Below are 23,323 nucleotides of genomic sequence, written 5' to 3' on the forward strand. Positions count from 1 at the left end.
GTCGAAATTGACGTAAACAGGTAACGTTCGTTCGAGGTTTACCTGTTTACTGCCCTTTTCTGTAGAGGCTTGGTGTTGTACCGGTGTGTTTTTTAAAGGCCTTGTTAAATGTCGCTTTGTTATTGAAACCTACCGTCAGCGCAATATCTAAAATAGAGTCTTTGCTGCTGATCAGTTTCTCTTGCGCCGCTTCAACACGGTGTTGATTGACGTAATCGTAAAAATTGACCTTCAACGTGTCATTTAGATATTCAGATAGCTGATGCGGTGACACCGCACATTTAGCAGCCAAACCGCGTAAATCTAAAAAGCGTTCCAGATATATTTTTTCACTTCTCATAGCGTGATTTAATCGTTCTGCGATTTCCCCTTTCAGCGCTTCATTTAGGTTCGAGCTCGCAGAAACGCTAGCTTTTTCATCATCGTCAGTAGTGCTGAGTAAAGGCTCGTGTGTAGTCGAGCGAGGTGTATGTGCGCTGCGAAAGATTTCTGGCTGATGAAGCCCATAAAAACCGGTCATAAATATTAATGCTACAAGAATTAAGGACAACACCGAATCTATCTCATTGGGTAACGCAAACGCATGACTTTGAAATAAGGTCATTAGTAAAAAGAGCGATTCAAAAACTAAGAATCCGACCAGTAGATTCCGTAGCCATATCAGGCTTTTGTTCTCTAGATCAGAAAACTGTTGTTTGACTCGGTGATTGTGCAAAAGCCATAACCTTAAGCTGTACAGTGTGTACCCAATAAGTACCGCAATTTTAATCAGAGGCAGCGCGAGAGAGCTTAAAGTGCGATCTGAGTCCTGACCGGCCATGATACCCGCAATTAACTCTTCAGAAGGCAGGCTAAGCATGGGTACAAACAACATCAGATTGAGCAGAAAAGGCAAAAAATGCCACAGCTTTTTGAAGCTGAATTGATCTTCTGGCTGGGTGAGTTGTTGAACGTAGAAATAGAGAAAGGGCCCAAATAAAAAAACGCTGGTGCTGGCAAGTAGGTACACATGAACCCAAGTTTGCCAGAGGTTTGTGATGGTCAGAAAGTGAGTGGTTAATGCCACCACAAAGGCAGCAAGCATGGCGGATAAATAACGGTTTGCCGTTACAGGGCCGTTTTGGTGCAGGTTTAACGAAACCATTAGCAGTAAACCCTGAACGATGCCAATAAGAAGAATGCCGCTGTTCAAATTTAACTGCATGCTGAATGTAATTCCTGCCGTGAGCAACAAGGCATATTATCTACATCACGAGATGAAATTACAGGCAAAAAATAGCGATTTATCGAGAACAACGATCAAGGTCGTTGTTTTGTCTGCAGGGAATGGGTGCCAAAGCCCATGAAAGGCTCTGGCGACTCGATTAATTTCTTAACAGAATGGTTGTCATCGATAGAGTGGCATTATTGACAGCAATCATTAACCAATCTCGGGCTTGATTAGTCAATGTATTCGCCGGTAAAAAGGCAAGCAGTCCAGATAACTGTGCGGAAAATTCATTACAATTTTCGGTGGTAAGATTGATGTCATATATATTGGAAGCAGATTCCGTCATGGTTACCATGCCTGAGTACAAACACCCATAGCTGTCTATTCCGCTAACAACCCCATCTTCATCAATAGACACTTCAACACTAGATGTTGAGTCTACATAGCTTCCTTCAATTGCTTGAATATCGCCATCCGTTGATACTGACCGCTTTTTAACAGAAAAGGGATTTTCATTGTCTGCGTAGTAACTATTCCCTGTAAGCATACTGTTGTCGAGACTTCCGCTCAGTGAGCCTTCCTGAATTGCCTCACCAAAGAAAATACCATCATCTCGGCCTTGTGGAGCATAGTTGACAAGTTTGTCGGTTTCGATAGTTGCGCCATCGAAGACCAGCTCGCCGGATAATTGAAAAAAGCTCTCTGAAATTCCGCGCATTTTCCCGTCTGGGGATATCATCACGTCCACAGCAATTGGATTGATACTGCCTTCGGGCATGATCTCACCGGAGTATAAACCGGCAAAGCTGCCTGGGCTTGCTTGGATAGGCGGCGTAGTATTGAGTTCAACCGGCGGTGGGTTATCTGAACCACAACCTGATATAAGGATAGCCATTGCGAGGCTTATAGTTATTTTTTTATACACGTGTTAATTCCCGTTATTCACTTTACGTTGAGTAACTATATAGGTAGTGCAATCCCCAGATCTTCATCAAGCCATGAATCATGAAGTTTCCTGAAATAGCGAACTTCAGGAACTTATGGTTTTCTTAAAGCCAATGAATCTTGTTGATGAAACGCGATAAGGGTCATGAGAAGGTCTATCAAACGTGAATTTCCTGCTTTACAACGGAAACTATTGGCCAAATGGGGAGTAACAAAACTGCATACCGGCATTGATTGCCGCCTGTTCATCATATATGTAATCACCAATATAGATGAGGCGATGGGCCGGTAGTTGCCATAACTGTGCGATCATTATGAGTGCGTCAGGTTTAGGCTTAGCTGGAGCATCTTCCCGCGTAATGATGCAATCGATGGGAATGTTGTTTTGTTGAATCTTTCGTTCGGTGGCGGCGCGGCAATTACGTGTAACGATTGCCATCGGTAATTGTTGTTCCAGCGTTTTTAGTACGAATTCTTGAGCGCCTGATAGCCAATTTGATAATCGGGCATCATCTAGTTCGTGTGAGAGTACAACAGCATGGGCGTGTTGGCGCTGCTCGTCTGGCAACTGTTCAATGAAATGCAGCACATCGACTCCCTCTGGGCAGCCAATATCGGCTCGAATTTGGGCAAAATCGAGTGAAGATTCTACTAGAGTGCCATCTAAGTCAAAGATGACACCATCAATGTTAGTCAGATCAATCATAAAATAACTGTTTATTTATACAGTATTGTAATGTAGCCTTATTATAAAGCCTACATTACAAAGTAAGGAGCTCGTTATGGCAATCACAATTCAATACGTCGTTACGTATAAAGGGGTTGAAAAATTGGTAACCACAGATAAGAAAGCTGCAGATCAATATGACAAAATGTTAGACATCGCTGACAACTTGCAAACTTATCTAAAAGTTAAGTTACATTCTTTAGATGAACAGGCGTTGGAAGATCTGGCTTTCACGTTGGCGCAAGAAAAGAACGCCATTACCAAGTTATTCAAAGGTAACGATGCTCAGACGATATTGAATGAAGAAGGGGCTGAGGTGTTACCGCTCAACAAAGCCAGTAACGCCTAGTCATCGGTTATACACCTGCTGCATCAGGCTTATCGACAACCTTGACGGGAAAAACGATGACAATACACAGGCCTTCCCCAAGCTCTGATGTGCAATTGATGCTGCCGCCTAGTCGTTGAGTTGCTAGGTTATAAACTATGCTTAAGCCAAGACCACTTCCGCCTGTTTGGCGGCTAGTGGTAAAGAATGGTTCGAACAACTTTGGTAGTGCATCTTTGTGCACTCCTCGGCCATTATCTTTGAATGTGAGTGCGAGTTGTTTATTCTCATTGAGCTCGAATTTAATCTGTATACGGCGATCAGAAGATGTTGGCTCTCCGTTAAAACCATGTTTGATAGCATTCAATACCAGATTACTCAGTATTTGACTCAATGCTCCAGGGTACGTTTCAATGTTACAGGATGAGCTTCCTTCAACCGCAACTTCAACGGAGTGCCTTTCGAGTTCCTTGTGTAAGCTGCGTAGAATAAGGTCAATATAATCGGCCACGTTGAACGTACGTTTTTGTTCACTGGATTGGTCAACTGAGACGGCTTTAAAGCTTTGAATTAAGTCAGCTGCTCGTTCCGTATTCTTGTTTAAGATCTCGACGCAATTCGACGCTTGTTCAATAAAATCGGTCATCACTGAACGAGACAATTGATTGCTGGAATAGGCTAACTTCAGCGCTTCAAGGCGATCATCTAGTATACTGGTTGCAGTGACGCAGACCCCAATTGGGGTATTAACTTCATGTGCAACACCCGCTACCAGTACACCAATTTGTGACATCTTTTCTGATTCAACCAATTGATTTTGTGTACGGATAAGCTCTCGGTTAATCTTTTTCACTTCGGCTAATGCACTTTCGAGAGCTTCCGTGCGTAATTGCACTTTAGCTTCTAAGTCTTCCTGATAGTCACGAATGTTATCAGCCATCTCAGTCAGTAGCGCAGTGACATTAGTAAATTCAGTAAATGGCAAAGTACCTTGTTGATAGGAAAAATTACCATCGCGAAATTCCTGCACCATTTGGTTGAGCTTCACTAACGGTTTTAATTCTAAGCGAACAAAGAAAAAGCCTAGTGCAACGAAAAGTACGCTTATGGCGCTGGCATACAAAGCAAATTCATAGGTCAAATCGTCAATAGGGGCCAGAGCCTCGTGCTCTTGGACAAAAAACTGTGCGGCGATATTGATATTGGTATCGCTTAGTACAAACGAGGCATCGGTTGAGATGATGGTGGTTGTCTGGTTATTGGTTTCAAACGGTATACTGACGTCATCTATGAGCACTTTTCCGAGTTGTAATCCTGCACTACGTTGGTAAATCAGTTTGACTATATCCTCAGCAAGAGCAAGCGCGACTATATGCCCTGTAAAGGTTGAGCGAGAGTCGAGGCGTTCTGTCTCGCTTAGAAATAAGGGAACGGAAAACATCATGATATAGCCAGATAACGGTCGGTCTTGAGGTAAGCTTCTCGTGCGAGTGAATAGTGCTTGAGCCAGGGTCGGGGAGTGCACCAGTTTGCTGGTTATTGAAAGTGAACGAGTGAAATTTTCGCTTTCCATGTGGGTAATGACTAACAGAGGCTCAATTAGCAACCCAGCTTCTGGTGCCGCCTCAACAATGAAGCCGGATCCATCAATTAGCACGGCCGTGGCGATAACGTTATGCTCCATAACGAAGTCGTTTAACGTATTCGCTGCGCTATAGCCAAATAAACCTGATTGCCCAGCCAGTGCGACATTTTTGTCTCTCGCGATATGCAAAAGAGCGGTTGTTGCCTTGTCTAACGCATATTGAGTACTGCCCATAACGTTTTGCGAAATGGCGCTCTGTTTTGCAATTTGTTGATCAATTTGTAGGTTTCGAAAGCTAGAAATAAAGTAAACACTTAAGATCAGAAGCGGCAGCAATGCGCACAACACGAATTGTGCTATCAGCGTTACCTTTAGGGATAATTTTGCGTTTTGCTTCATTCCCGACCTTTCACTTGTGCGCTAATTTTTTCAGCGACCACTTGCATATATTCAGCACTTTGTTTGGCATCTGCTGTTTCTGATTGATATAGACGAATGCCTTTCCGAATAGCATTCCATACCGACACAAATGCTGGGTCGGCAGGCATATATGTCGTACTACCGCGCAGTGCCGATTGGGCGTCTAGCCACTGGCGAGCTTGGGGAGAATATGAAGAATGGTCATGCAAAGGCAGCATTAAGGTCATTTCACTTAATTGCTTTTGTACCTCTTTGCTGCGTAGGTATTGAGCAAAGTGCTGAATCGCTTTTTGATTGCTGCCGTGCCAACTATTATTCGGGAATACCATTACAACCGTTGACGCTAAGGCTTTCATCGCTTGTCCATCATAAGTCGGTAATTCGGCAATACCTAAATCGTCTCCCAAATAATCAACCGCCTCTTTCAATGCCCACGTGCCGTTAATGGCATATGCCACATTCCCTTTATAAAAATCGATTGAGACACAGTCATAGCCACAATTTTCGCGTATTACATTAATCTCACTTAAATGCTTATAAAATATCAGTGATTCCTGCATAGCGGTGGTATTGAGTTGAGGCTGACCCTCGCTAGCAAGTTGACCACTAAAGAGACTGATAAAGTGCCCAAACCAATACCCTTCACCAAACAACACACCGACGGGCAAAATACTCTTTGCGTTGAACTCATCAGCTTGGGACATGATTCTATTCCAGCTTTTTGCAGGGGAGCTGACGATGGCTTTGTTATACAGCAGTAACATGCGGTTTTGGCGCTGGATTGGGAGCCCAAAATAGCGACCATTTACACGCATCGCATCATATTCAAGTGGTGATAACCCCGCTTCAACCAAATCGTTCGGTAGGGCAGACAATCGCATTTGTGCCGCATATACCGTGTTGTCGGACGAGAATATGGCGATGTCAGGTGCTCTGCCTGAATTCAAGGTTTTGATCAGTGAGGTTTTGAGATCTTCGTTGGGAATACTCACCAAATTGACCTGCACTGCTGAATATTGTTGTGAGTATTCTTTAGCGAGAGTTTGAATAGCACCGTCCAGTTGACTGGACGCAAACCATACATTTAAAGAGGTGCGCTCGTTTAACTGCAATGCCAGACTAGAATGTGGCAGTAACATCAAAAAAATGAGAAGAAAATGAACGCGTCGAAACATAACACCAATGCACGGTCAAACATCATTTGAGTATAAACCATACTGACATTTTCGATTGGACTTCGCCTCAATATTTACTATAGAGCATAAAAAAGCACGCTATTGAGCGTGCTTTTCTTATTCCAGGTATGCAATGGTGTTTATTGCTTTACGACTGTTTGGGCAATCTGACCGAATATAGACTGGCCGTGATTGTCGAACATTTCGATCGACACATTGTCACCAAACTTCATAAACGGCGTGTTTGGCTTGCCGTTTTGGATAGTTTCAATCATACGAATTTCGGCGATACAACTGTAGCCAACACCGCCTTCACTGACTGGTTTTCCTGGGCCGCCATCCAATTTATTCGACACTGTCCCAGAGCCGATAATCGTACCTGCAGACAATGGACGCGTTTTAGCCGCATGCGCAATTAGTTGACCGAAATGGAAGGTCATATCAACACCTGCATGGGGTTTACCAAACATGTCACCATTCAAATGAGAAACCAACGGTAACTCTAGCTTGCCTGATTGCCATGCATCACCTAATTGTTCAGGCGTCACGCAGACAGGGCTAAATGCGCTTGAAGGCTTTGATTGGAAGAAGCCGAAGCCTTTTGCCAACTCGCCTGGGATCAATCCGCGTAACGACACGTCATTTACGATCATAATGAGGCGCACGTGCTTCAATGCGTCTTCCGCTGACACGCCCATTGGCACGTCACCAGTGATAACCGCAACTTCAGCTTCAAAATCGATACCAAAGCCATCGTCTTGAGGCATTACGATATTGTCACGAGGACCTAAGAATGCGTCTGAGCCACCTTGGTACATTAATGGGTCGGTCCAGAACGTTTCCGGCATTTCGGCATTGCGAGCTTTGCGTACTAGCTCAACGTGATTTACATAAGCACTGCCGTCCGCCCACTGATAGGCGCGCGGTAATGGTGAACTACATTGAGCTTGGTCGAAAGCTTCACCTTCAATTTCACCGGCTTCAAGCTGGTCAAAACGCTGCTGTAGTTGTGGTGCAACATCGTTCCAGTTGTCTAAGGCAAATTGCAATGTCGGCGCAATGTCTTGCGCTGTTGTCATTTTAGCCAAATCACTTGAAACAATAACCAGTTGTCCATCGCGGCCTGATTTGATACTTGCTAACTTCATGCTTTTGCTCCCGGGAAACCTTGTCCGTTATGTAGCCACTCAGCGTGCTTAGGTGCTTTTTTCGTTTGCGACCATTCTTCCAGCATCTCTGGTGCTACGCGCTTTAATTCCTGCATCATTTCAGGCGTGTGCGTATTCGTGGCTAATTCAATTCTGTGGCCATTTGGATCAAAGAAGTAAATCGACTTAAAGATGCCGTGATCTGTAGGACCCAGCACTTTAATGTCAGCGGCTTCTAAACGCGCTTTCGCGGCCAAAAGGTCGTCCATAGTGGCTACTTCAAACGCGATGTGTTGTACCCACTCAGGCGTGTTACCGTCTTTGCCCATTTTCGGTGAGTTCGGCAGCTCGAAAAAGGCCAACACATTGCCGTTGCCTGCGTCTAAAAACACGTGCATGTATGGATCAGGCGCTTGTGTCGATGGCACTTTGTCTTCAGCAATCGCTAATTGAAAATCCATATCGAGCATCTTTTGATAGAACTCGACGGTTTCTTTAGCATCGTTGCATCGATACGCAACGTGGTGAATACGAGTTAGTTGCATAATTATGCTTCCTCTTTTGCAGCGATAACGCCACGTGCAACCTGATCACGTTCAATCGACTCAAATAACGCTTTAAAGTTACCTTCGCCGAAACCATCGTCTTGTTTACGCTGGATAAACTCAAAGAATACTGGACCCAATACGGTTTCAGAGAAAATTTGTAGCAACAAGCGTGGTTGGCCACCTTCTGTTGTGCCGTCAAGCAAGATACCACGGGCTTGTAGTTCACCGACTGGTTCACCGTGGCCTGGCAGACGTTCTTCTAACATTTCATAGTAAGTTGCTGGTGGAGCGGTCATGAATTTCATGCCATTTGCTTTCAAACGGTCCCAACATTCCAAAAGGTTGTCACATGCAAATGCAATGTGCTGAATACCTTCACCATTATAAGCCATCAAGAACTCTTCGATTTGGCCACCGCCGCCACCGCCAGCTTCTTCATTTAGAGGAATGCGGATTTTGCCGTCAGGAGCTGTCATCGCCTTAGACAACAAACCGGTGTATTCACCTTTGATATCGAAGTAACGGATTTCACGGAAGTTAAATAGATTAGTATAGAAATCAGCCCAATAACCCATACGACCGCGGTAAACATTGTGTGTAAGGTGATCCAATGTATGGAAGCCACAACCTTCAGGGTGACGATCAACACCTTCAATCCACTCAAAGTCGATATCGTAAATCGTTTCGCCTTCTTTATAGCGATCAATTAAGTACAGAGCTGCACCGCCAATACCTTTAATTGCAGGTAAACGAAGTTCCATTGGGCCAGTGTACAATTCTACAGGTTGCGCACCTTTGCGTAGTGCTTCGTTGTATGCAAACTGTGCATCTTTTACACGGAATGCCATACCGCAAGCAGATGGACCATGCTCTTCCGCATAGTAGGCTGCAGGGCTATTTTTTTCATAGTTAGTGATGAAGTTGATGTCGCCCTGACGCCACAATTCAACATCTTTAGATTTGTGAGTAGCAACTTTGGTAAAACCCATGGTAGCGAATACGGGTTCTAAGATACCTTTTTCAGGCGCAGTAAATTCGACGAACTCGAATCCGTCTAATCCCATTGGGTTTTCAAATAAATCTGCCATTTCTGATGCTCCTCTGTGTTGAACAGTTGACTATTGCAACTACTCAATTCGTAATAGTTGTGAATGCAACTAAATTAGTTGTAATAGCAACTATTGTCAAGTTGAGTTACTATTTAGTACTCAGAATGGGTAAAGATAATATGACATCACCGCTACAACACCTGAATTTAGACAGGTTTATGCCTTATCGGTTGTCAATTTTGTCGAATAAAGTCAGCGGCATTATTGCATCGACCTACAAAGATAAATTCGCGTTATCTATTACAGAATGGCGAATAATGGCTGTATTGGGCGAACATCCAGGCATTTCTGCAGATGAAATCTCGCTCAAAACCCAGCTTGAGAAGTCGATATTGAGTCGCGCCATTAGCAAACTACTTAAGCGAAATTTGATCGAGCGAACAATAGCGCCTGATGACAGAAGACGGTCTGAGATCCGGTTGTCGAGTACGGGCATGACGGTATATCGAGAAATCGTACCCTTGTCCCACCAATATGAAACCGCGTTATTGAGTTGTCTTAGTGCGGCAGAGAAACAGCAGTTTAGCGATATTATCGATAGGCTCTACGCGCATGCCGACACATTGCATCAAGAAACCGATAAATGATGATCAAAGAAATGGGTCACGTCGCTCCATAGCGTTTTGGCCGATTGCCTGAAATATCCCATATGGCCGATGGATTTCATGTTGTACGTTGACGGTTCGATATTTTGTACATCCAGCGCAGCATTACGGTAATGACGGAAGAACGCATCACGTGACTGAGGTAAGGCCCATAGGTCATCAGTAGCCACTACGGCCTTTATCGGCATCTTAACCCGAGCGAACATATCATGAACTTCCGGAAACTCCGGATCATCAAAGAAGTAGTAAGGATTCTTGCACCAACGCTTCCATTGTTTATATACGCCAAGCGGTAGGTCTTCACCCATGCCGAGGCGCTTCCAGGCTAAATAACCTTTGAAGCGGGTAAGGATGGGAGCCACAACATTCCACATAAACAGTACGCGATATTTTTCCGCTGCTGGCATCCAGCCGTGCCAGCCAGATCCCACGCCTAGGCAATACGCTGCGTCTATTACGTCATGATTATCCAAAAGGCCAATTGCGTGCCCGCCATATGAATGGCCGACGATAAATAGAGGCAATGTGTCATCGTTAAATGCATCAATTACGGCATGGAGATCTTGCCGTGCCCAATCTCGGTAATCTACACGATAACCTTTAAGAGAGGTTGGTGCGGACTGTCCAATGCCGCGATAGTCAAACGTCACCACATTGTAGTGTTGAGTCATCGCGTACTCTGCAAATTTCCGATAAAACTCTTGAGGGACACCGGTGGCGCTGGCGACGATGATGATCGCTTTGGGCGATTCAGCCTGATAAATATATCCACGAATGTCAGTACCATCATGGGTCTTAAATGTTTTGGCGATAGGTTTAGTATTCATAAAGCGTTACCGATCCACAGAGTGTAGAGCGATGGTAAACTATGGAGTATACTCCATAGTCAAGCGTTAAATAGGGTAGGTGAATAATGAAGGCAAGTGATGTGGCAAAGTTATCCGGTATAGCCAAGGACACTCTGCGCTACTATGAAAAAATAGGCTTGATTACCCCACCTGTGCGTCGCAACAATGGTTATCGAGATTATGCGGAGACCACCTTGGAAGAACTTCGCTTTATTAAAATGGCGCAGTCGGTTGGTTTTACGTTGCAAGAAATCAAACCTGCCATTCCTTTCGTAAAAGCGCCAAAACCCGGATGCCCATTGTTGACAGACGCAATTGTTCAACAACTCAATCGCATTGATCAAAAAATCGCAGAATTAGAACAGTCTAAGTCAACACTAAACCGTTGGTTAGATAAACTATCCAGCCAGCAATTGACGCACAAGGCCTCTTAATCGAGGGATCACGCGCTTTTCAAACCAAGCGTGTTTGGCTAGCCAGCGATTATTTCGTCCTGAGGGGTGAGGCAAGGCTAATTGTTGAGTATCTAATAGATGATCCCAATCCTCTATTGCGGACGTCAAGTTTGGATACCTAGGTAGATAGTACTGCTGGGCATAGCGTCCAATGTATATCGTCAGAGCGGGTTGGGAGATGGCTAACAATCTGGGGTGCCACGTGGGGGCACAGCGTTTCATCGGGGCTGCATCGGCACCCTGTTTGTAACCAGGGAAGCAAAACCCCATGGGCAGTACATTGATACCGTTTTGTGTATAAAACTGTTTTTCTGTTACTCCAAGCCATTGCCGTAATCGATTGCCTGATGGGTCATCCCATGCTTTTTGATGGTCATGTGCGGTTTTGCCGGGTGCCTGACTGATCAGGTTTATTTTGGCTGCTGATGAAAACAAAAAAATGGGGCGAGGTTGATATGGTAACTCGTCTTTACACAACTGACATGCATGTGCTTCAGCCAGTAATTGATTGCACTGATCGGCGTTACCGCTATTGCTCATCGCAAATACGCTCCCCCTCGTGATTACTGCAACGCCAAGTGATGCAAGAAAAACGATTCCCCGTTGCTTCGTTGACTCAAAAATAAGTCAATTCTTGCGACCTGCTGAAGGTTTAGTGCGCGGTGCAGTGGGGCTGTTTCGATGTCACTTAATGGGATAGTTAGCTTGTTGAGTCCTGGGGCGATCAACAATCGACCGTTATATCGATCGTCGTAATTATGAATACCCATCTCATGTTCACGATCGGTAATTTTGAGCGTCATCTCGACAGGCTTATCCTGCGGATTCTCAACGATCACCTCAATACTGTTGAAGTTTAACCATTGAGCCGGGAAATCTTTAAATGATACGCCGGCATACATACGGTTAGGCAAAGTTGACACCCTTAAAGTGCCGTTTTCAACATGCATTTCTGCCCCATGAGCGCCCCAATTGATGGCTTCAAATGGATAATCAAAACTGGCCAACACTGGGGCCTTAATAAGGAAGTAGGCTTGACCGGCAACCAGTTTTAATAGTGTGGCGCGTTCAAACATAAACATTGCAATGAAAAGTAAAATGGCGCTGTTAGCCCAGCGCTTGTGTTGCCGACTGCTGACATGAAGACGCGTGCGTAACGCAATACCGAGTCCCAGCCCGATAAGGTTGCGCAAAATATCGGACCATTGAAACGCTCTCCCTACCGTATCCTGAATACCTTCAATTGCTAGGCTGGCAACCGCAGTTGCAGCAAAAAGAATAACTATTCTTCTTCTGATCCGCCCCCCTATCAGAGGGAACACGGCCCATGCCACGACAAAAAATACACCAATGTGTGCACCGTCTAACAACGCATTTATAAAGGGTGAGCCATAACTTTCAATATGAATAAAGAAAAGTGGTAGGAAGCAAAGTGCGACTACAGCGTATCGCGCCAACAAAGTCCGTTGGCGAGATTGAAATTTGAGAGATAAGGGAATACGCATGCGGTGATGATACGTCGAGCCTGATTTAGCGACAAGCTTTCTACATCACGGTTTAATTTGCGTTTAGTGGAAAGCTGTATCGCCACCCTGACACGAGTGGCGAATACAGCAGAAAACGCTTAATGCTTCAATACAATTCGATAGTGCGCTTTACCTTCGCGCAATCTATCCATAGCTTTGTTTACTTCGCTAAATGCAAAGGTTTCGGTGATCGGCTCAATGCCGTGTGTGGCGGAGAAGTCTAACATCTTCTGAATGCTAGCAGGACTACCGACCGGCGAACCTGATATCGAACGCTGGCCAGAAACCAATGCAAATGCACTGACTTCAATTGGTTCAAGTGTAGCGCCAACAAAATGAAGCCTGCCTTTGGGGGCTAACGTGGAAATATAAGCAGCCCAATCAAGTTTGACGTTGACGGTTGAAATGATCAGATCAAATCGTCCCGCAGAGGCGGCAATTTCGTCACTGTTGCGACTGTTGATAACGTCATGAGCTCCCATATCCATCGCTTCTTGTTTTTTAGCTTCACTCGAACTAAATGCCACGACCTTGCAGCCCCAAGCGCGTAAAAACTGCAATGCGAGGTGGCCTAAGCCGCCAATACCGACAACACCCACTGTTGCTGTCGGTGAGATGTCAAATTGAAGCAGTGGATTGAATACCGTAATACCACCGCAAAAAAGAGGCCCGGCTGAGTCTGGATTCACACCCTCGGGAATAGCGACTACCGCAGTTTCCTGTGCTCTGACCTTGTCGGCGAACCCCCCATGGTGGCCAGCAATGGTTGGCTGTGCACTGGCACATAAATTATGATCGCCACTTAAACACGGTTGGCAATGATTGCAGTAGCCCGCGTGCCAACCCAATCCGACTCTTTGACCGATACTGACGGATGTTACATGTTCCCCTATTGCACCGATAACACCGATGACTTCATGTCCGGGTACAAATGGGTATTGGGTCATACCCCACTCATTGTCGAGCATGCTTAAATCACTGTGGCATATGCCACAAGACTCGACGTTAATTTCGACGTCATGGGGCCCTAACGGACCCGGATCATATTCAAAGGGTTCAAGCGGTTTGCCAGGAGCGGATGCAGCGTAGGCTTTTATCATGGGTTTTCCTCGATGGATCAAACATGGTTGATTGAGCCTAGTTCAATAACCCCAAAAGGAGAAATTAAACCAATGAATAGTCGACTATTGAGAAGATTTCTCTTGCCGTCTCGCCTTGATGTGTTCGAGGGTTGAGAGCAAAAAGTACTTTGCATCTTCAATTGAATTAAATGATAAAGGCTCGATAGGTGATGTTACTCCACAAGCTTTTCGGGATTTATCAACTTGCGCAAGGCCAACGGCAGAAGGCATGCAGTAAGCTTCTATTAGACACCCATTACTCATGCAAAGCCGGTAGGTTTCAGTGTAGCTTGCCTCAACTTCTGGAAGTGCGGCAATGTAATCTTGCGAGGAGCTCAGGTAACCCCATCCGTCGGCAGGTAATTTGGGAATGGCTTTTTCGACAGACCGATGAAAAGCCCTTGCTATTGGCGACGTACATGCGCCGGTGAATTCAGCAATAAATAGTGGCCCGTCAAGGGTCACTTTGAGAGACCCATTGCGATGCTTTATATGAGTAATAACTGTTGCTTCGGACATAGCCAAGATATTCCCATAACCGTTTAAAAGATCAAGCCTGTGCTCAGCCTACCGCCTGAATACACTAGCCATTGATTATCATATGCAGATAAACGCTAGCGCAAAAGCCCAACGCAATTGCCCAGCTCCATTTTAGGTGCCCTACAAAAGAGTATAGTCCTTTTGTTTGTCCCATCAATGCAACTCCAGCGGCTGAGCCAATTGATAGCAAACTACCGCCTACGCCAGCAGTTAATGAAACTAATAACCACTGATGCAACTCCATGTTAGGCGCCATAGCCAATACGGCAAACACTACCGGAATGTTATCTACGACTGCCGATAATAGGCCTACTATGATATTGGCAAAGGTTGGATCCCACTGTTCATATAAGAAGTGCGATACCCAGCTAAGATAACCAATAAAGGCCAAGCCACCGACACTCATAACCACGCCATAAAAGAATAAAAGCGTGTCCCACTCAGCACGAGCGACTTTGGTAAACACATCAAAAGGCACAATGTTGCCGAGACGTTCCAAGGCTTTAATATCGTTCTTTTGTTTTGCAATTTCTCGCTTCTTGTTTAATGAGCGGGGTAAGCTCTTGCGCAAGTAGAAACCGAATATTTTAAGGTAACTAAGTCCCAGCATCATGCCTAATACTGGCGGTAGACCAATAACACTGTGACAGAGCACTGCGGTGAGTATAGTGAGTAAGAATAAGCACAGAATGCGCTTCGCCCCGCGCTTTAAATCGTGGTGCTCGCCTTGTGGTTCCTGAGGTAAATTGTTGGATATAAAAAAGCTCATGATCAAGGCGGGGATAAAGAAATTAGCCAACGATGGTAAAAACAAACTAAAGAACTGCTTAAACTCTACCCAGCCCGCTTGCCATATCATTAACGTGGTAATGTCACCGAAAGGGCTGAATACGCCACCGGCATTGGCAGCCACGACTATATTAATACACGCAAGATTAATGAACTTACGGTTGCCCTTTGCGACATTCATGACGATAGCACACATCAACATTGCCGTTGTGAGGTTGTTGGCGATCGACGAAATCATAAAGGCCAAAACCCCGGTTAACCAAAACAAGGTGCGTAGTGTTAGGCGCTTAGATTCCATCCAATGGCGCAATGCAATAAACAGCCCCCTATCTTCTAGCGCGTTTATATAAGTCATTGATACTAAGAGAAACAGCAGTAATTGCGCATATTCGAGCAAGTTTTGATTGAACGCGTGCTCGACCTCTGGCGTAAGGTTACTTTGCGCATATACCCAGCCCAATAAAAGCCAGATTAATCCAGCAGCAACTAAGACAGGCTTAGACTTTCTGAGGTGTATGAATTCTTCTCCGATCACAAACAGATAGGCGACAGTGAACAAAGCAATGGCGGTAAATCCAACCCAAGAGTAGGTAAGATCGAGGCTGCCTGATTGAGAGGCAAAGCTGTTAAGTGGAAAGAGTAACAGCAGGGCAATAAGGGGCTTTAACATAGTATTTTACTTACAGAGTGAACAAGAACAGGTCAGGGAGTGGTTATCCTGTTACTGCATTGATGCAGCTTTTAGGTGAAGTCCAGTAACGGCAATAACCCTATTTTATTGCGCGTATAAGCGCGTCATTATGCTGTCGCAGGGGGCGCTCTTATGACACCTGGCGGTGCAAAATTTGAAATTTGAGAAGGTTTATTCTTGTTAATTAATGCATTGAAAATTAATGGATTACATTGTTTTATCGAGGAATCGGTAGCCGTCTTAAGATCGTCATCATCGCAGTCGTAATTCGCTTCAATGCTCGTGCACTCAGCCCAATTTACATCAGCGGCAAGAGTGAGGGGGGAAAGCGCGAGAACGCACACACACAAAGCCAGTAGTATTGACCCTCGGCACATTAATGGCTGATTAAATGAAAACGAAAATGGACCCTGGGGTCGGTCAGTGGCCAATTAATACTATTACCCATATTGCGGCCGCGATAACCATGCTAATAGCCACTGCGGCGGACCCTAGATCTTTTGCCAGACCTGACAAGGGGTGAATTTCATCGCTTATCCGATCAACCACAGCCTCAATCGCTGTATTGATTGTTTCCGTCAGCATAACGAACAGAATTGATACGATAAGCAGTAAGCGCTCGACAAGACTGAAGTCCATCCAAAAAACAAAAGGCAGAGCACAAATTAATAGCGCGCACTCTTGTCTAAATGCCGCTTCATTTTTGAGCATCCAACGAATACCCACTGCTGAATTCTTGGCAGCGAGAAAAACGCGCTTTATGCCGGTGGCTTTATCGCTGCTCGTAAACGTTTGTGTGTTGTTATCCATGAGTGAGCGGTTACGTTAGTGCTGGTTGAGTCGAACAAGTTGCAAAAATATCGTGGTGCGCATCATACACCTTAGTTTGCACGCCTAACATACCTAAAAGCGTATCAAACAGGTCATCGTGCGAAATATTTTTATGAATCTGTTGCTTAACGCACGTACGATCGAATTGGTCAGCATTGCTCCAGAACAACATAGGGACCGACGTTTGCTCTTTTGGCGCAAAGGCGTAAGGAAATCCGTGCAAGTACATACCGTTTTCACCTAAGGATTCACCATGATCAGACACATATAGCAAGCTTGTTTCAATACCAGTTTGTACGGTAAACGTATCAAGACGCTTAATCACCTCACTGATGACATAGTCTGTATAGGCGATAGTATTGTCGTAGGTGTTGATGAGAGATGCTTGGTCACAATTTTGAATATCGCTACGAGGGCAGTCAGGTGTAAAACGTTTGTGGTCCGCGGGGTAGCGTCGGTAGTATGTTGGACCGTGAGATCCCATTAGGTGTAAAGCAATAAGATGTTTATCATCTACCGAGCCTAGCCGGTTATCGAGCTCTTGCAATAATATTTCGTCGAGACAGTATTCCCCATCGCACAGTGGGCTGGGTGTATCGGGACGAATAAAGGTGGCATTCACTCTGTCACAAACGCCTTTACAGCCGCCGTTATTGTTATCAATCCACTCAATATCAATACCAGCTGCTTGTGCTATGTCGAGTACATTTTGCTGAGTACGGGCTTGGTGTTTGTCATAGTGTTCACGATCCAAGCGCGAGAACATACAGGGCAGTGACAGTGCCGTTGCTGTGCCACAAGAGCTGGCGTGATCAAACGATACAACCTGTTGCGCTTGGGTAAAACGGTTAGTGTCTTTGGCGTAACCATTTAAGGAAAAGTTTTGTGCGCGAGCAGTCTCACCGACAATCAATATCGTGAGCTTTTTATTGTTGGAAGAATTCAAAGAAGGTGAAGGGTCTAACAGGGTGAAGTGTTCCGCATCTTCTGGCTCTTGTATCTGATCTCTCACGTACTTAAACGACGCCTCATAGAGTTTAAATGGGATCAAATAGGCGGTAAGCTCACGATGATTGCGGCCAACAGACGCGTAATTTACATAGAAGATAGCGGCTAATACGAAGGTGATCGTTGACGCAGTTGCAATCAGCCGAAACCGCGCAAACAGTTCGCTCACCACAGGTTTGCAAATCAGCTTGGTGCGCGCAATCCACATACTCGGTAGCAGTCCAACCACAAGCATAAACGCGATGGCATTTAGATTCACATACGAAAAGGCCTCCGCAGTGTCTGTTTCTAATCCATTTTGTAGCATGCCGCGGTCGAAAATGATGCCGTAATAATGCGTGGCGTAACACATTAGAGTGGATAGTAGGACAGTAAAGATAATAACGGGTTTAAAAACCCAGCGCACCGAGAAAACCGCATAAAAAACCGTTGTCAGCCCCATTAAAACCAAAGGCACTGACAATAGAAATAAGCCATTAAAATCACTGTTTTCACGTACCGCACTGAGTACATGAATGTAAAAGGGAATATTTAACACCAGCGCGATATATGTGGCTGCTGCAAGGGTTAATTGGTTTGGTGTAAGTATCGGCTGAAAAGAAAAGAATCTCGTTTTCATACAGCAATCACCTTCGTAATACTTCTCATAATATTTACCTAAGCATCTGATTACATTAGATAAAGTGGGCTGTGACGGTAACAGCTCTTATCCGTAGCACTTTCATAATCGAAATCCTACGCCTGAAACCTTAAGAGAACCTTATCGAAACACGGGTGGAACAACTATTTTTGTAGTGTTCTAGTGAACTGGATAAATTGCAGTTTTGTGGTGCAGAGCATCCAATTAGCCTCTAAGATAAAATGTGATGGGCTAGGGGGTTGTATCTAACAACTCGCAGTGTGAAGTTCTAAAGGGAGCGGTAAATGCAGAAAACGTGGTGGCTTGTCATAGTGATATCGCTGCAATTACTCATGGGTTGCACGCCAAACGAAGCGTCTGTTGCCTACGGCACATTGGAGAGAGACCAAGTAAGGCTGTTGGCAACGCGCTCGGAAATTATCATCGAAGTAATGGCGCAAAAAGGGCAGCATGTCGAGCAGGGACAGCCTTTATTGCGATTGGACAGCACTGAACTTGGATTAAAGGTTGCCCAAGCCAAACAAGAGCTTGTGCGCGCTGAGTCTTGGCTACAGGAATTAGAGAACGGTGCCAGAACGGAACAAGTGGCTGCTGCACAAGCGCGGTTAGATCAACTTACCGCCGAACGTGAATTAGCTAAAGCGCAACTCGTTCGTCAGCAACAGTTGATGGAGCGACAACTTACCAGCAAAGCGGATCTAGATGTTGCACAAGAACTTTATGCCGCAGCTTCAGCCGCAACTGAGAATGCTAGTCAACAGTTGCTTGAACTGCAGCATGGTAACAGGCCTGAAGCTATCGCTCAGGCGAAAGCCAGTGTTGAAGCGCAGACTCTAGTCGTTGCGCAAGCTGAAAAAGCAGTCGCTGATTTAACTATCATTGCAACTCGCAGCGGTATTTTAGAGGACCTACCGTATCATTTAGGGGAGCGGATACCGCAAGGCAGTGTGGCCGCATTAATTGCCGTAAACGATGCACCTTACGCTCGCGTGTATATACCACAGCCTTATCTGGCCTCGATTACAGTGGGTCAACAAGTTCAGGTACAAGCCGATGGATTGGAAGGCATGCTGACAGGAACGATCCGCAAGATATCATCTGAGGCTAGCTTTACTCCCTACTATGCATTGCAGCAAAGCGAACGAGCACGATTAGTGTACGTGACAGAAATTACCCTAGCCGATGCCGCGAATTTACCCAGTGGTATGCCGGTTCAAATGGTATTGCCATGACCGATTGGGTGATTGAAACGCAGCAGTTAACGCGGAAATTTGGCGATTACACGGCTGTGGATCATCTTGATTTGCAGGTAAAAAAGGGCCAGATATTTGGATTTTTAGGGCCGAATGGTTGTGGCAAGTCGACCTCGATCCGATTGCTGACAGGGCTATTAACGCCAACCAGTGGTCATGTAAACGTACTGGGATTAAATATTCCACAACAGGCGGAAATGCTGCGCAGTAAAGTGGGTTACATGACGCAAAAATTTTCCTTGTACGACACTTTATCGGTGCAGGAAAATTTAGACTTTGTTGGTCAGGTATATGGATTACCGGGGGCGCAACGGCGTGAGCGCGTGAAAACCCTATTAATGCAATACCATCTGGCAGATAAACAAAAGGTAAGAGCTAGCGAACTCAGTGGTGGGCAAAAGCAGCGACTGGCGTTGGCGGCCGCTACCATTCATGAACCATCATTATTGTTTTTAGATGAGCCAACCTCGGCAGTGGATCCTGAGAATCGGCGAGAATTTTGGGAAGGCTTATTCGATTTAAGCGATCAGGGCACAACTATTCTTGTTTCTACGCATTACATGGATGAAGCCGAGCGTTGTCATCAGCTTGCCATTCTGGAGTTAGGTAAAAAGCGTATTGACGGAGCGCCCCAAACGCTAATGGCCAATCTAGATGGGCGCGTAATTGAATTAAGGGGAGAGCAATTACGTAAAGTTAAATCTGAATTACTCAAACGCCACGAAGTATTATCGGTTGCTCAGGTTGGCCAAACGTTACGCGTGTTGTTACGGCAGTCGATAGAAAACGCCGGTTTGTGGCTCGGTAGTGATTATGCTTCATTATCTGCAGAGCGTGTTCGTCCTTCGCTTGAAGATGTATTCGTCGCGCATACTGGAAAGGCTTATGCTGAATCTCAGTAGGGTTTTAGCGGTTATCGTCAAAGAGCTGCGTCAGTTGTCGCGAGATCGTGTCACCTTTGCCATGATAGTGATGATCCCGTTGATCCAATTGTTGCTTTTTGGTTATGCAATTAATACCGATGTTCGCCACGTACCCACCGGCATAGTGGATTTTAGTCAAACTACCAACGCGCGGTTATTGGTCCAAGACTTACAGGCGAGTCAGGCGATACGCGTGGTGAGGCAGTTCGCGGCATTGCAGCATGCAGAGCAAGCCGTTACCAGTGGGGAAGTGAATGTCATTTTGTATATTCCACCTGATTTTGAACGACGTTTGGCTAACTGGCGTAAAGGTGAACGCTCAAAACCTATTGCGCAATGGCTAACGGATGCGTCTGATCCAATGCTGTCTAATACCATCCATGGACTCCAACAACTGCCACTTGATAACACTCAGATGTTGGGCGGTAGTACCGCTATTTCACCGATGATTTCTGTTGTGCATTATTTTAACCCTGAGCGTCGTTCGACCATCAATATTGTGCCGGGTTTGGTGGCGGTGATCTTAACCATGACAATGGTGTTGTTTACATCAGCGGCTATTGTGCGTGAACGCGAACAAGGAAATATGGAGTTTTTGATCAATACGCCAATTAAACCAATCGAATTGATGTTGGGAAAAATCGTGCCTTACCTCATGATTGGGCTGATCCAAACATTGCTCATTTTGGGCTTAGGGCATGGCATATTCGATGTGCCATTACCGGCCCACTGGCCATCTCTGTTTGTGGTGACGCTTATGTTTATACTTGCCAGTTTAACCTTGGGTCTACTGATATCAACTCGAGCAACCACGCAATTGCAGGCAATGCAGATGACGGTATTCATTCTTTTACCTTCTATTCTGTTGTCCGGTTTTATGTTCCCTTTTGTTGCCATGCCTGAGCCTGCTCAGTGGTTAGCTGAAGTTTTGCCTGCTACTCATTATGTGAGAATGATCCGCGCCGTGGTGTTACGCCAAGCACATTGGAGTGACTTGCCAGAAGATCTTATCGCCCTCGCAATTTTTACATTGGTTGGGCTGCTAATTGCGACCTTGCGCTTTAAGAAGCGACTTGATTAGGTGGAGTCGTTCACCAGTGAAGAAGTACTTATAAACGGTCAAACGTTACCCCGCGGTAAAGATATAGACGACAAAGACTTGGTGAGCTAGTGCTATGTGCAATTAGTTATGACCGGCAAATCCTTCTTGATATTCAGGGCGTTGTTTAACAATTTCGAAGGCTTTACGCAATTTACCTATTTCTGCTTCGTCGGTGTATTGGTTAGCAGCTAGGTAAACATCGACTGACAGTTCGGGTACTTCATAGGCCACCCGCATTTTGTCACAATCAAATTGATAATGCTCTGCAAGGTCACAGACTAAATTACGATCCACCAAAAAAGAATCGATTAAGCCTTTATAGAGTAAATCCATTAGTTCTGGTAGCGAACTGCGTATTACTAAGCCTTCGTTAGTAAAGCCATTCGATACTAAATACTGATGTGTGAAATCATCGCGCATTGCGCCAATGACAAATTGTTTTGCATCTGAGGTAGAGCCAATATTGAAAGCGGTGTTTTGTTTTAACCCCATGAAACTCAGATGGAAACGACCAATCTTGCCAATCCAGTGAAACTGAGACTCTCGTTCGGGCGTTCTGATCGTCGAGAAAATAAGCGTATTTTTATACTTAAGTGCTTTGTCGAACGCACGAGCCCAGGGATATACCTCAATATCGGCGTCTATATTGGCTTGTTTAAGCACATCGTTGACTAGTCTTGTACTAACACCTTTAACTTCGCCGTCGACAATAAACTGTAATGGCGGTGCGTCTTCAGTAACAACAGACCACTGCGCCGTTTGCGCAACAACGTGCGTAGAAAAGAAAAACAAAGGTAATAAAAAACGCAGCACAAAACGTCCTTACAAGACTATACAGACAATAGTATAACCACTATCGGGTACTGAAAAATAGCAATAGAGGCTTCTTCTTTACCTCTTTAGCATGCTCTGGTAGGATGCGCGGCAGGTGTGGGAGACGCCTGTCCGCAAAAGATGAATTCACTCTCATTAACTTTTTATTGGAACGGTTTATTACAAACTAGGTTGGCTAAGCGGAGTGCCTTATTGACTTAGGAGTAATGTAACATGACTAGTCCAAGCAACACTTTCTCTTCTGAGACAACCAGCTCGGTTGCTCAAAACAATCATCAAGTGCGACAGCAGAAGAAACCGAATCTACATGATCAGCCGATGGGTTTGGCGTTAAGCGAGTTAAAAATTCGCGCCAAGAAACTGCTTAAAAGAAGTGCCAGCGAAGATGTGATTTCACCTCAGTTCGCTAAAATTATTAAGCGACAAAATTGGGACATGACCCGAACGCTAAGGCTAAAAGATTGCCAAAATCTACTCGCCATACAATGTGGATTTAGTAATTGGCAATCCGCTCACAAAACCCTATCTGGCGAGGATGTTCGTAGCGCGGGAAGTTTTTTGCACTCGGTAAGCTGTGATGCACTCTTGAACCATTGGTTTGCATCGTACGATGAGGCAGCCAACGTATTGCAGAAAGATAGTGCGCAATATCTAGTGCCGTACAAACATCAGTTTGTAGTGGCACGTTTTGAATACTTAAAAGCATTGGGCATGGCAAATGATGACAAGAGCGACTTGGCACAAATAGCTCACAACTTCGTGACCGGGTACGGCTCTGCTGCATGGGACCGTTTAGCGATGCGAGTCGTCATTCACAAAACTGCTACACCTTGATAAGTGGTGCAACAAGTGATGTTGTTTGGGCAATGATATATGCTCATCTCATCTCATCACTTGTTTGCCTATGTTCATATTCGCTTACAATTGGGCGCTTACGATAGTTAACTAGGCTTGATACGGTT

At 45.1% G+C, this 23,323-nt stretch carries 24 protein-coding genes; 7 read left to right on the forward strand and 17 right to left on the reverse strand.

The genetic code is table 11. The features are described from left to right. Window positions 1-46 precede the first annotated feature (46 nt). From CSH93_RS06750 to CSH93_RS06760, 3 genes are all read right to left on the reverse strand, one after another. On the reverse strand, window positions 47-1,204 hold the full coding sequence (locus CSH93_RS06750; protein ID WP_100642479.1) for a helix-turn-helix domain-containing protein: 1,158 nt from the start codon (window positions 1,202-1,204) through the stop codon (window positions 47-49). Window positions 1,205-1,364: 160 nt separating this feature from the next. Then, the gene (locus CSH93_RS06755) at window positions 1,365-2,135 is read right to left on the reverse strand and encodes a hypothetical protein (protein ID WP_124748950.1); all 771 of its coding nucleotides are present in this window, start codon (window positions 2,133-2,135) and stop codon (window positions 1,365-1,367) included. 210 nt (window positions 2,136-2,345) lie between these two features. Continuing rightward, on the reverse strand, window positions 2,346-2,861 hold the full coding sequence (locus CSH93_RS06760) for an HAD family hydrolase (RefSeq protein ID WP_100642481.1): 516 nt from the start codon (window positions 2,859-2,861) through the stop codon (window positions 2,346-2,348). Between the two features lie 76 nt (window positions 2,862-2,937). Here CSH93_RS06760 and CSH93_RS06765 point away from each other — a divergent pair, with 76 nt between their 5' ends. Further along, complete coding sequence (locus CSH93_RS06765) at window positions 2,938-3,231, forward strand: YebG family protein (RefSeq protein ID WP_100642482.1); 294 nt, start codon at window positions 2,938-2,940, stop codon at window positions 3,229-3,231. A 7-nt stretch (window positions 3,232-3,238) separates the two neighbouring features. Here CSH93_RS06765 and CSH93_RS06770 read toward each other — a convergent pair whose 3' ends face one another. The 5 genes from CSH93_RS06770 to hppD form a co-directional block, all read right to left on the reverse strand. Then, the gene (locus CSH93_RS06770; protein ID WP_100642483.1) at window positions 3,239-5,194 is read right to left on the reverse strand and encodes a sensor histidine kinase; all 1,956 of its coding nucleotides are present in this window, start codon (window positions 5,192-5,194) and stop codon (window positions 3,239-3,241) included. After that, the gene (locus CSH93_RS06775; protein WP_164078314.1) at window positions 5,191-6,354 is read right to left on the reverse strand and encodes a sugar ABC transporter substrate-binding protein; all 1,164 of its coding nucleotides are present in this window, start codon (window positions 6,352-6,354) and stop codon (window positions 5,191-5,193) included. Before CSH93_RS06775 ends, CSH93_RS06770 begins: the two co-directional genes overlap by 4 nt. A gap of 176 nt (window positions 6,355-6,530) precedes the next feature. Then, window positions 6,531-7,538, reverse strand: coding sequence for a fumarylacetoacetate hydrolase family protein (locus CSH93_RS06780; protein ID WP_100642485.1), 1,008 nt, complete (start codon window positions 7,536-7,538; stop codon window positions 6,531-6,533). Beyond that, on the reverse strand, window positions 7,535-8,083 hold the full coding sequence (locus tag CSH93_RS06785) for a VOC family protein (protein WP_100642486.1): 549 nt from the start codon (window positions 8,081-8,083) through the stop codon (window positions 7,535-7,537). Before CSH93_RS06785 ends, CSH93_RS06780 begins: the two co-directional genes overlap by 4 nt. A gap of 2 nt (window positions 8,084-8,085) precedes the next feature. Beyond that, complete coding sequence (hppD, locus tag CSH93_RS06790; protein ID WP_100642487.1) at window positions 8,086-9,174, reverse strand: 4-hydroxyphenylpyruvate dioxygenase; 1,089 nt, start codon at window positions 9,172-9,174, stop codon at window positions 8,086-8,088. Window positions 9,175-9,299: 125 nt separating this feature from the next. Between hppD and CSH93_RS06795 the strand changes: the two genes are divergently transcribed. Further along, window positions 9,300-9,782: a MarR family winged helix-turn-helix transcriptional regulator gene (locus CSH93_RS06795; RefSeq protein ID WP_205663237.1), complete on the forward strand. Its 483-nt coding sequence runs from the start codon at window positions 9,300-9,302 to the stop codon at window positions 9,780-9,782. Here CSH93_RS06795 and CSH93_RS06800 read toward each other — a convergent pair. Continuing rightward, complete coding sequence (locus tag CSH93_RS06800) at window positions 9,764-10,627, reverse strand: alpha/beta hydrolase family protein (RefSeq protein WP_100642488.1); 864 nt, start codon at window positions 10,625-10,627, stop codon at window positions 9,764-9,766. The two genes, CSH93_RS06795 and CSH93_RS06800, sit on opposite strands and share 19 nt — an antisense overlap. 86 nt (window positions 10,628-10,713) lie before the next feature. Between CSH93_RS06800 and CSH93_RS06805 the strand changes: the two genes are divergently transcribed. Continuing rightward, window positions 10,714-11,082 (forward strand): MerR family transcriptional regulator, encoded by a 369-nt coding sequence (locus CSH93_RS06805; protein ID WP_100642489.1) that lies wholly within the window; start codon window positions 10,714-10,716, stop codon window positions 11,080-11,082. On the opposite strand, the gene CSH93_RS06810 is transcribed toward CSH93_RS06805, so the two are convergent. From CSH93_RS06810 to CSH93_RS06840, 7 genes are all read right to left on the reverse strand, one after another. Beyond that, complete coding sequence (locus CSH93_RS06810; RefSeq protein ID WP_100642490.1) at window positions 11,047-11,643, reverse strand: uracil-DNA glycosylase family protein; 597 nt, start codon at window positions 11,641-11,643, stop codon at window positions 11,047-11,049. The two genes, CSH93_RS06805 and CSH93_RS06810, sit on opposite strands and share 36 nt — an antisense overlap. A gap of 23 nt (window positions 11,644-11,666) precedes the next feature. After that, window positions 11,667-12,560 (reverse strand): VanZ family protein, encoded by an 894-nt coding sequence (locus CSH93_RS06815; RefSeq protein ID WP_124748951.1) that lies wholly within the window; start codon window positions 12,558-12,560, stop codon window positions 11,667-11,669. 167 nt (window positions 12,561-12,727) lie between these two features. Beyond that, the gene (gene ahr, locus CSH93_RS06820) at window positions 12,728-13,729 is read right to left on the reverse strand and encodes an NADPH-dependent aldehyde reductase Ahr (protein ID WP_100642492.1); all 1,002 of its coding nucleotides are present in this window, start codon (window positions 13,727-13,729) and stop codon (window positions 12,728-12,730) included. Between the two features lie 84 nt (window positions 13,730-13,813). Further along, window positions 13,814-14,269 (reverse strand): hypothetical protein, encoded by a 456-nt coding sequence (locus CSH93_RS06825; RefSeq protein WP_100642493.1) that lies wholly within the window; start codon window positions 14,267-14,269, stop codon window positions 13,814-13,816. A 64-nt stretch (window positions 14,270-14,333) separates the two neighbouring features. Next, the gene (nhaD, locus tag CSH93_RS06830) at window positions 14,334-15,749 is read right to left on the reverse strand and encodes a sodium:proton antiporter NhaD (RefSeq protein ID WP_100642494.1); all 1,416 of its coding nucleotides are present in this window, start codon (window positions 15,747-15,749) and stop codon (window positions 14,334-14,336) included. A 441-nt stretch (window positions 15,750-16,190) separates the two neighbouring features. Beyond that, window positions 16,191-16,580, reverse strand: coding sequence for a diacylglycerol kinase (locus tag CSH93_RS06835; RefSeq protein WP_100642495.1), 390 nt, complete (start codon window positions 16,578-16,580; stop codon window positions 16,191-16,193). Window positions 16,581-16,590: 10 nt separating this feature from the next. After that, complete coding sequence (locus CSH93_RS06840) at window positions 16,591-18,228, reverse strand: phosphoethanolamine transferase (protein ID WP_100642496.1); 1,638 nt, start codon at window positions 18,226-18,228, stop codon at window positions 16,591-16,593. Between the two features lie 305 nt (window positions 18,229-18,533). Here CSH93_RS06840 and CSH93_RS06845 point away from each other — a divergent pair, with 305 nt between their 5' ends. Genes CSH93_RS06845 through CSH93_RS06855 form a run of 3 tightly spaced genes read left to right on the forward strand, consistent with a single transcriptional unit; the run spans window position 18,534 to window position 21,506 of the window. Beyond that, entirely contained in the window at window positions 18,534-19,481 is a 948-nt protein-coding gene (locus tag CSH93_RS06845) for an HlyD family secretion protein (RefSeq protein WP_100642497.1), read from the forward strand. After that, window positions 19,472-20,404 carry an ABC transporter ATP-binding protein gene (locus CSH93_RS06850; RefSeq protein ID WP_205663247.1) on the forward strand — a complete coding sequence of 311 codons (933 nt, stop codon included), beginning with the start codon at window positions 19,472-19,474 and terminating at the stop codon, window positions 20,402-20,404. The genes CSH93_RS06845 and CSH93_RS06850 overlap by 10 nt, the downstream gene beginning before the upstream one ends. After that, window positions 20,388-21,506: an ABC transporter permease gene (locus CSH93_RS06855; RefSeq protein WP_100642499.1), complete on the forward strand. Its 1,119-nt coding sequence runs from the start codon at window positions 20,388-20,390 to the stop codon at window positions 21,504-21,506. The genes CSH93_RS06850 and CSH93_RS06855 overlap by 17 nt, the downstream gene beginning before the upstream one ends. A gap of 102 nt (window positions 21,507-21,608) precedes the next feature. Here the strand turns inward: CSH93_RS06855 and CSH93_RS06860 are convergent, their stop codons facing one another. Further along, complete coding sequence (locus CSH93_RS06860) at window positions 21,609-22,340, reverse strand: substrate-binding periplasmic protein (RefSeq protein WP_100642500.1); 732 nt, start codon at window positions 22,338-22,340, stop codon at window positions 21,609-21,611. Window positions 22,341-22,574: 234 nt separating this feature from the next. Between CSH93_RS06860 and CSH93_RS06865 the strand changes: the two genes are divergently transcribed. Beyond that, window positions 22,575-23,195 carry a hypothetical protein gene (locus tag CSH93_RS06865; RefSeq protein ID WP_100642501.1) on the forward strand — a complete coding sequence of 207 codons (621 nt, stop codon included), beginning with the start codon at window positions 22,575-22,577 and terminating at the stop codon, window positions 23,193-23,195. Window positions 23,196-23,323 lie beyond the last annotated feature (128 nt).

The organism is Neoalteromonas facilis, from assembly GCF_002807665.1.
Lineage (GTDB): Bacteria > Pseudomonadota > Gammaproteobacteria > Enterobacterales > Alteromonadaceae > Alteromonas_E > Alteromonas_E facilis.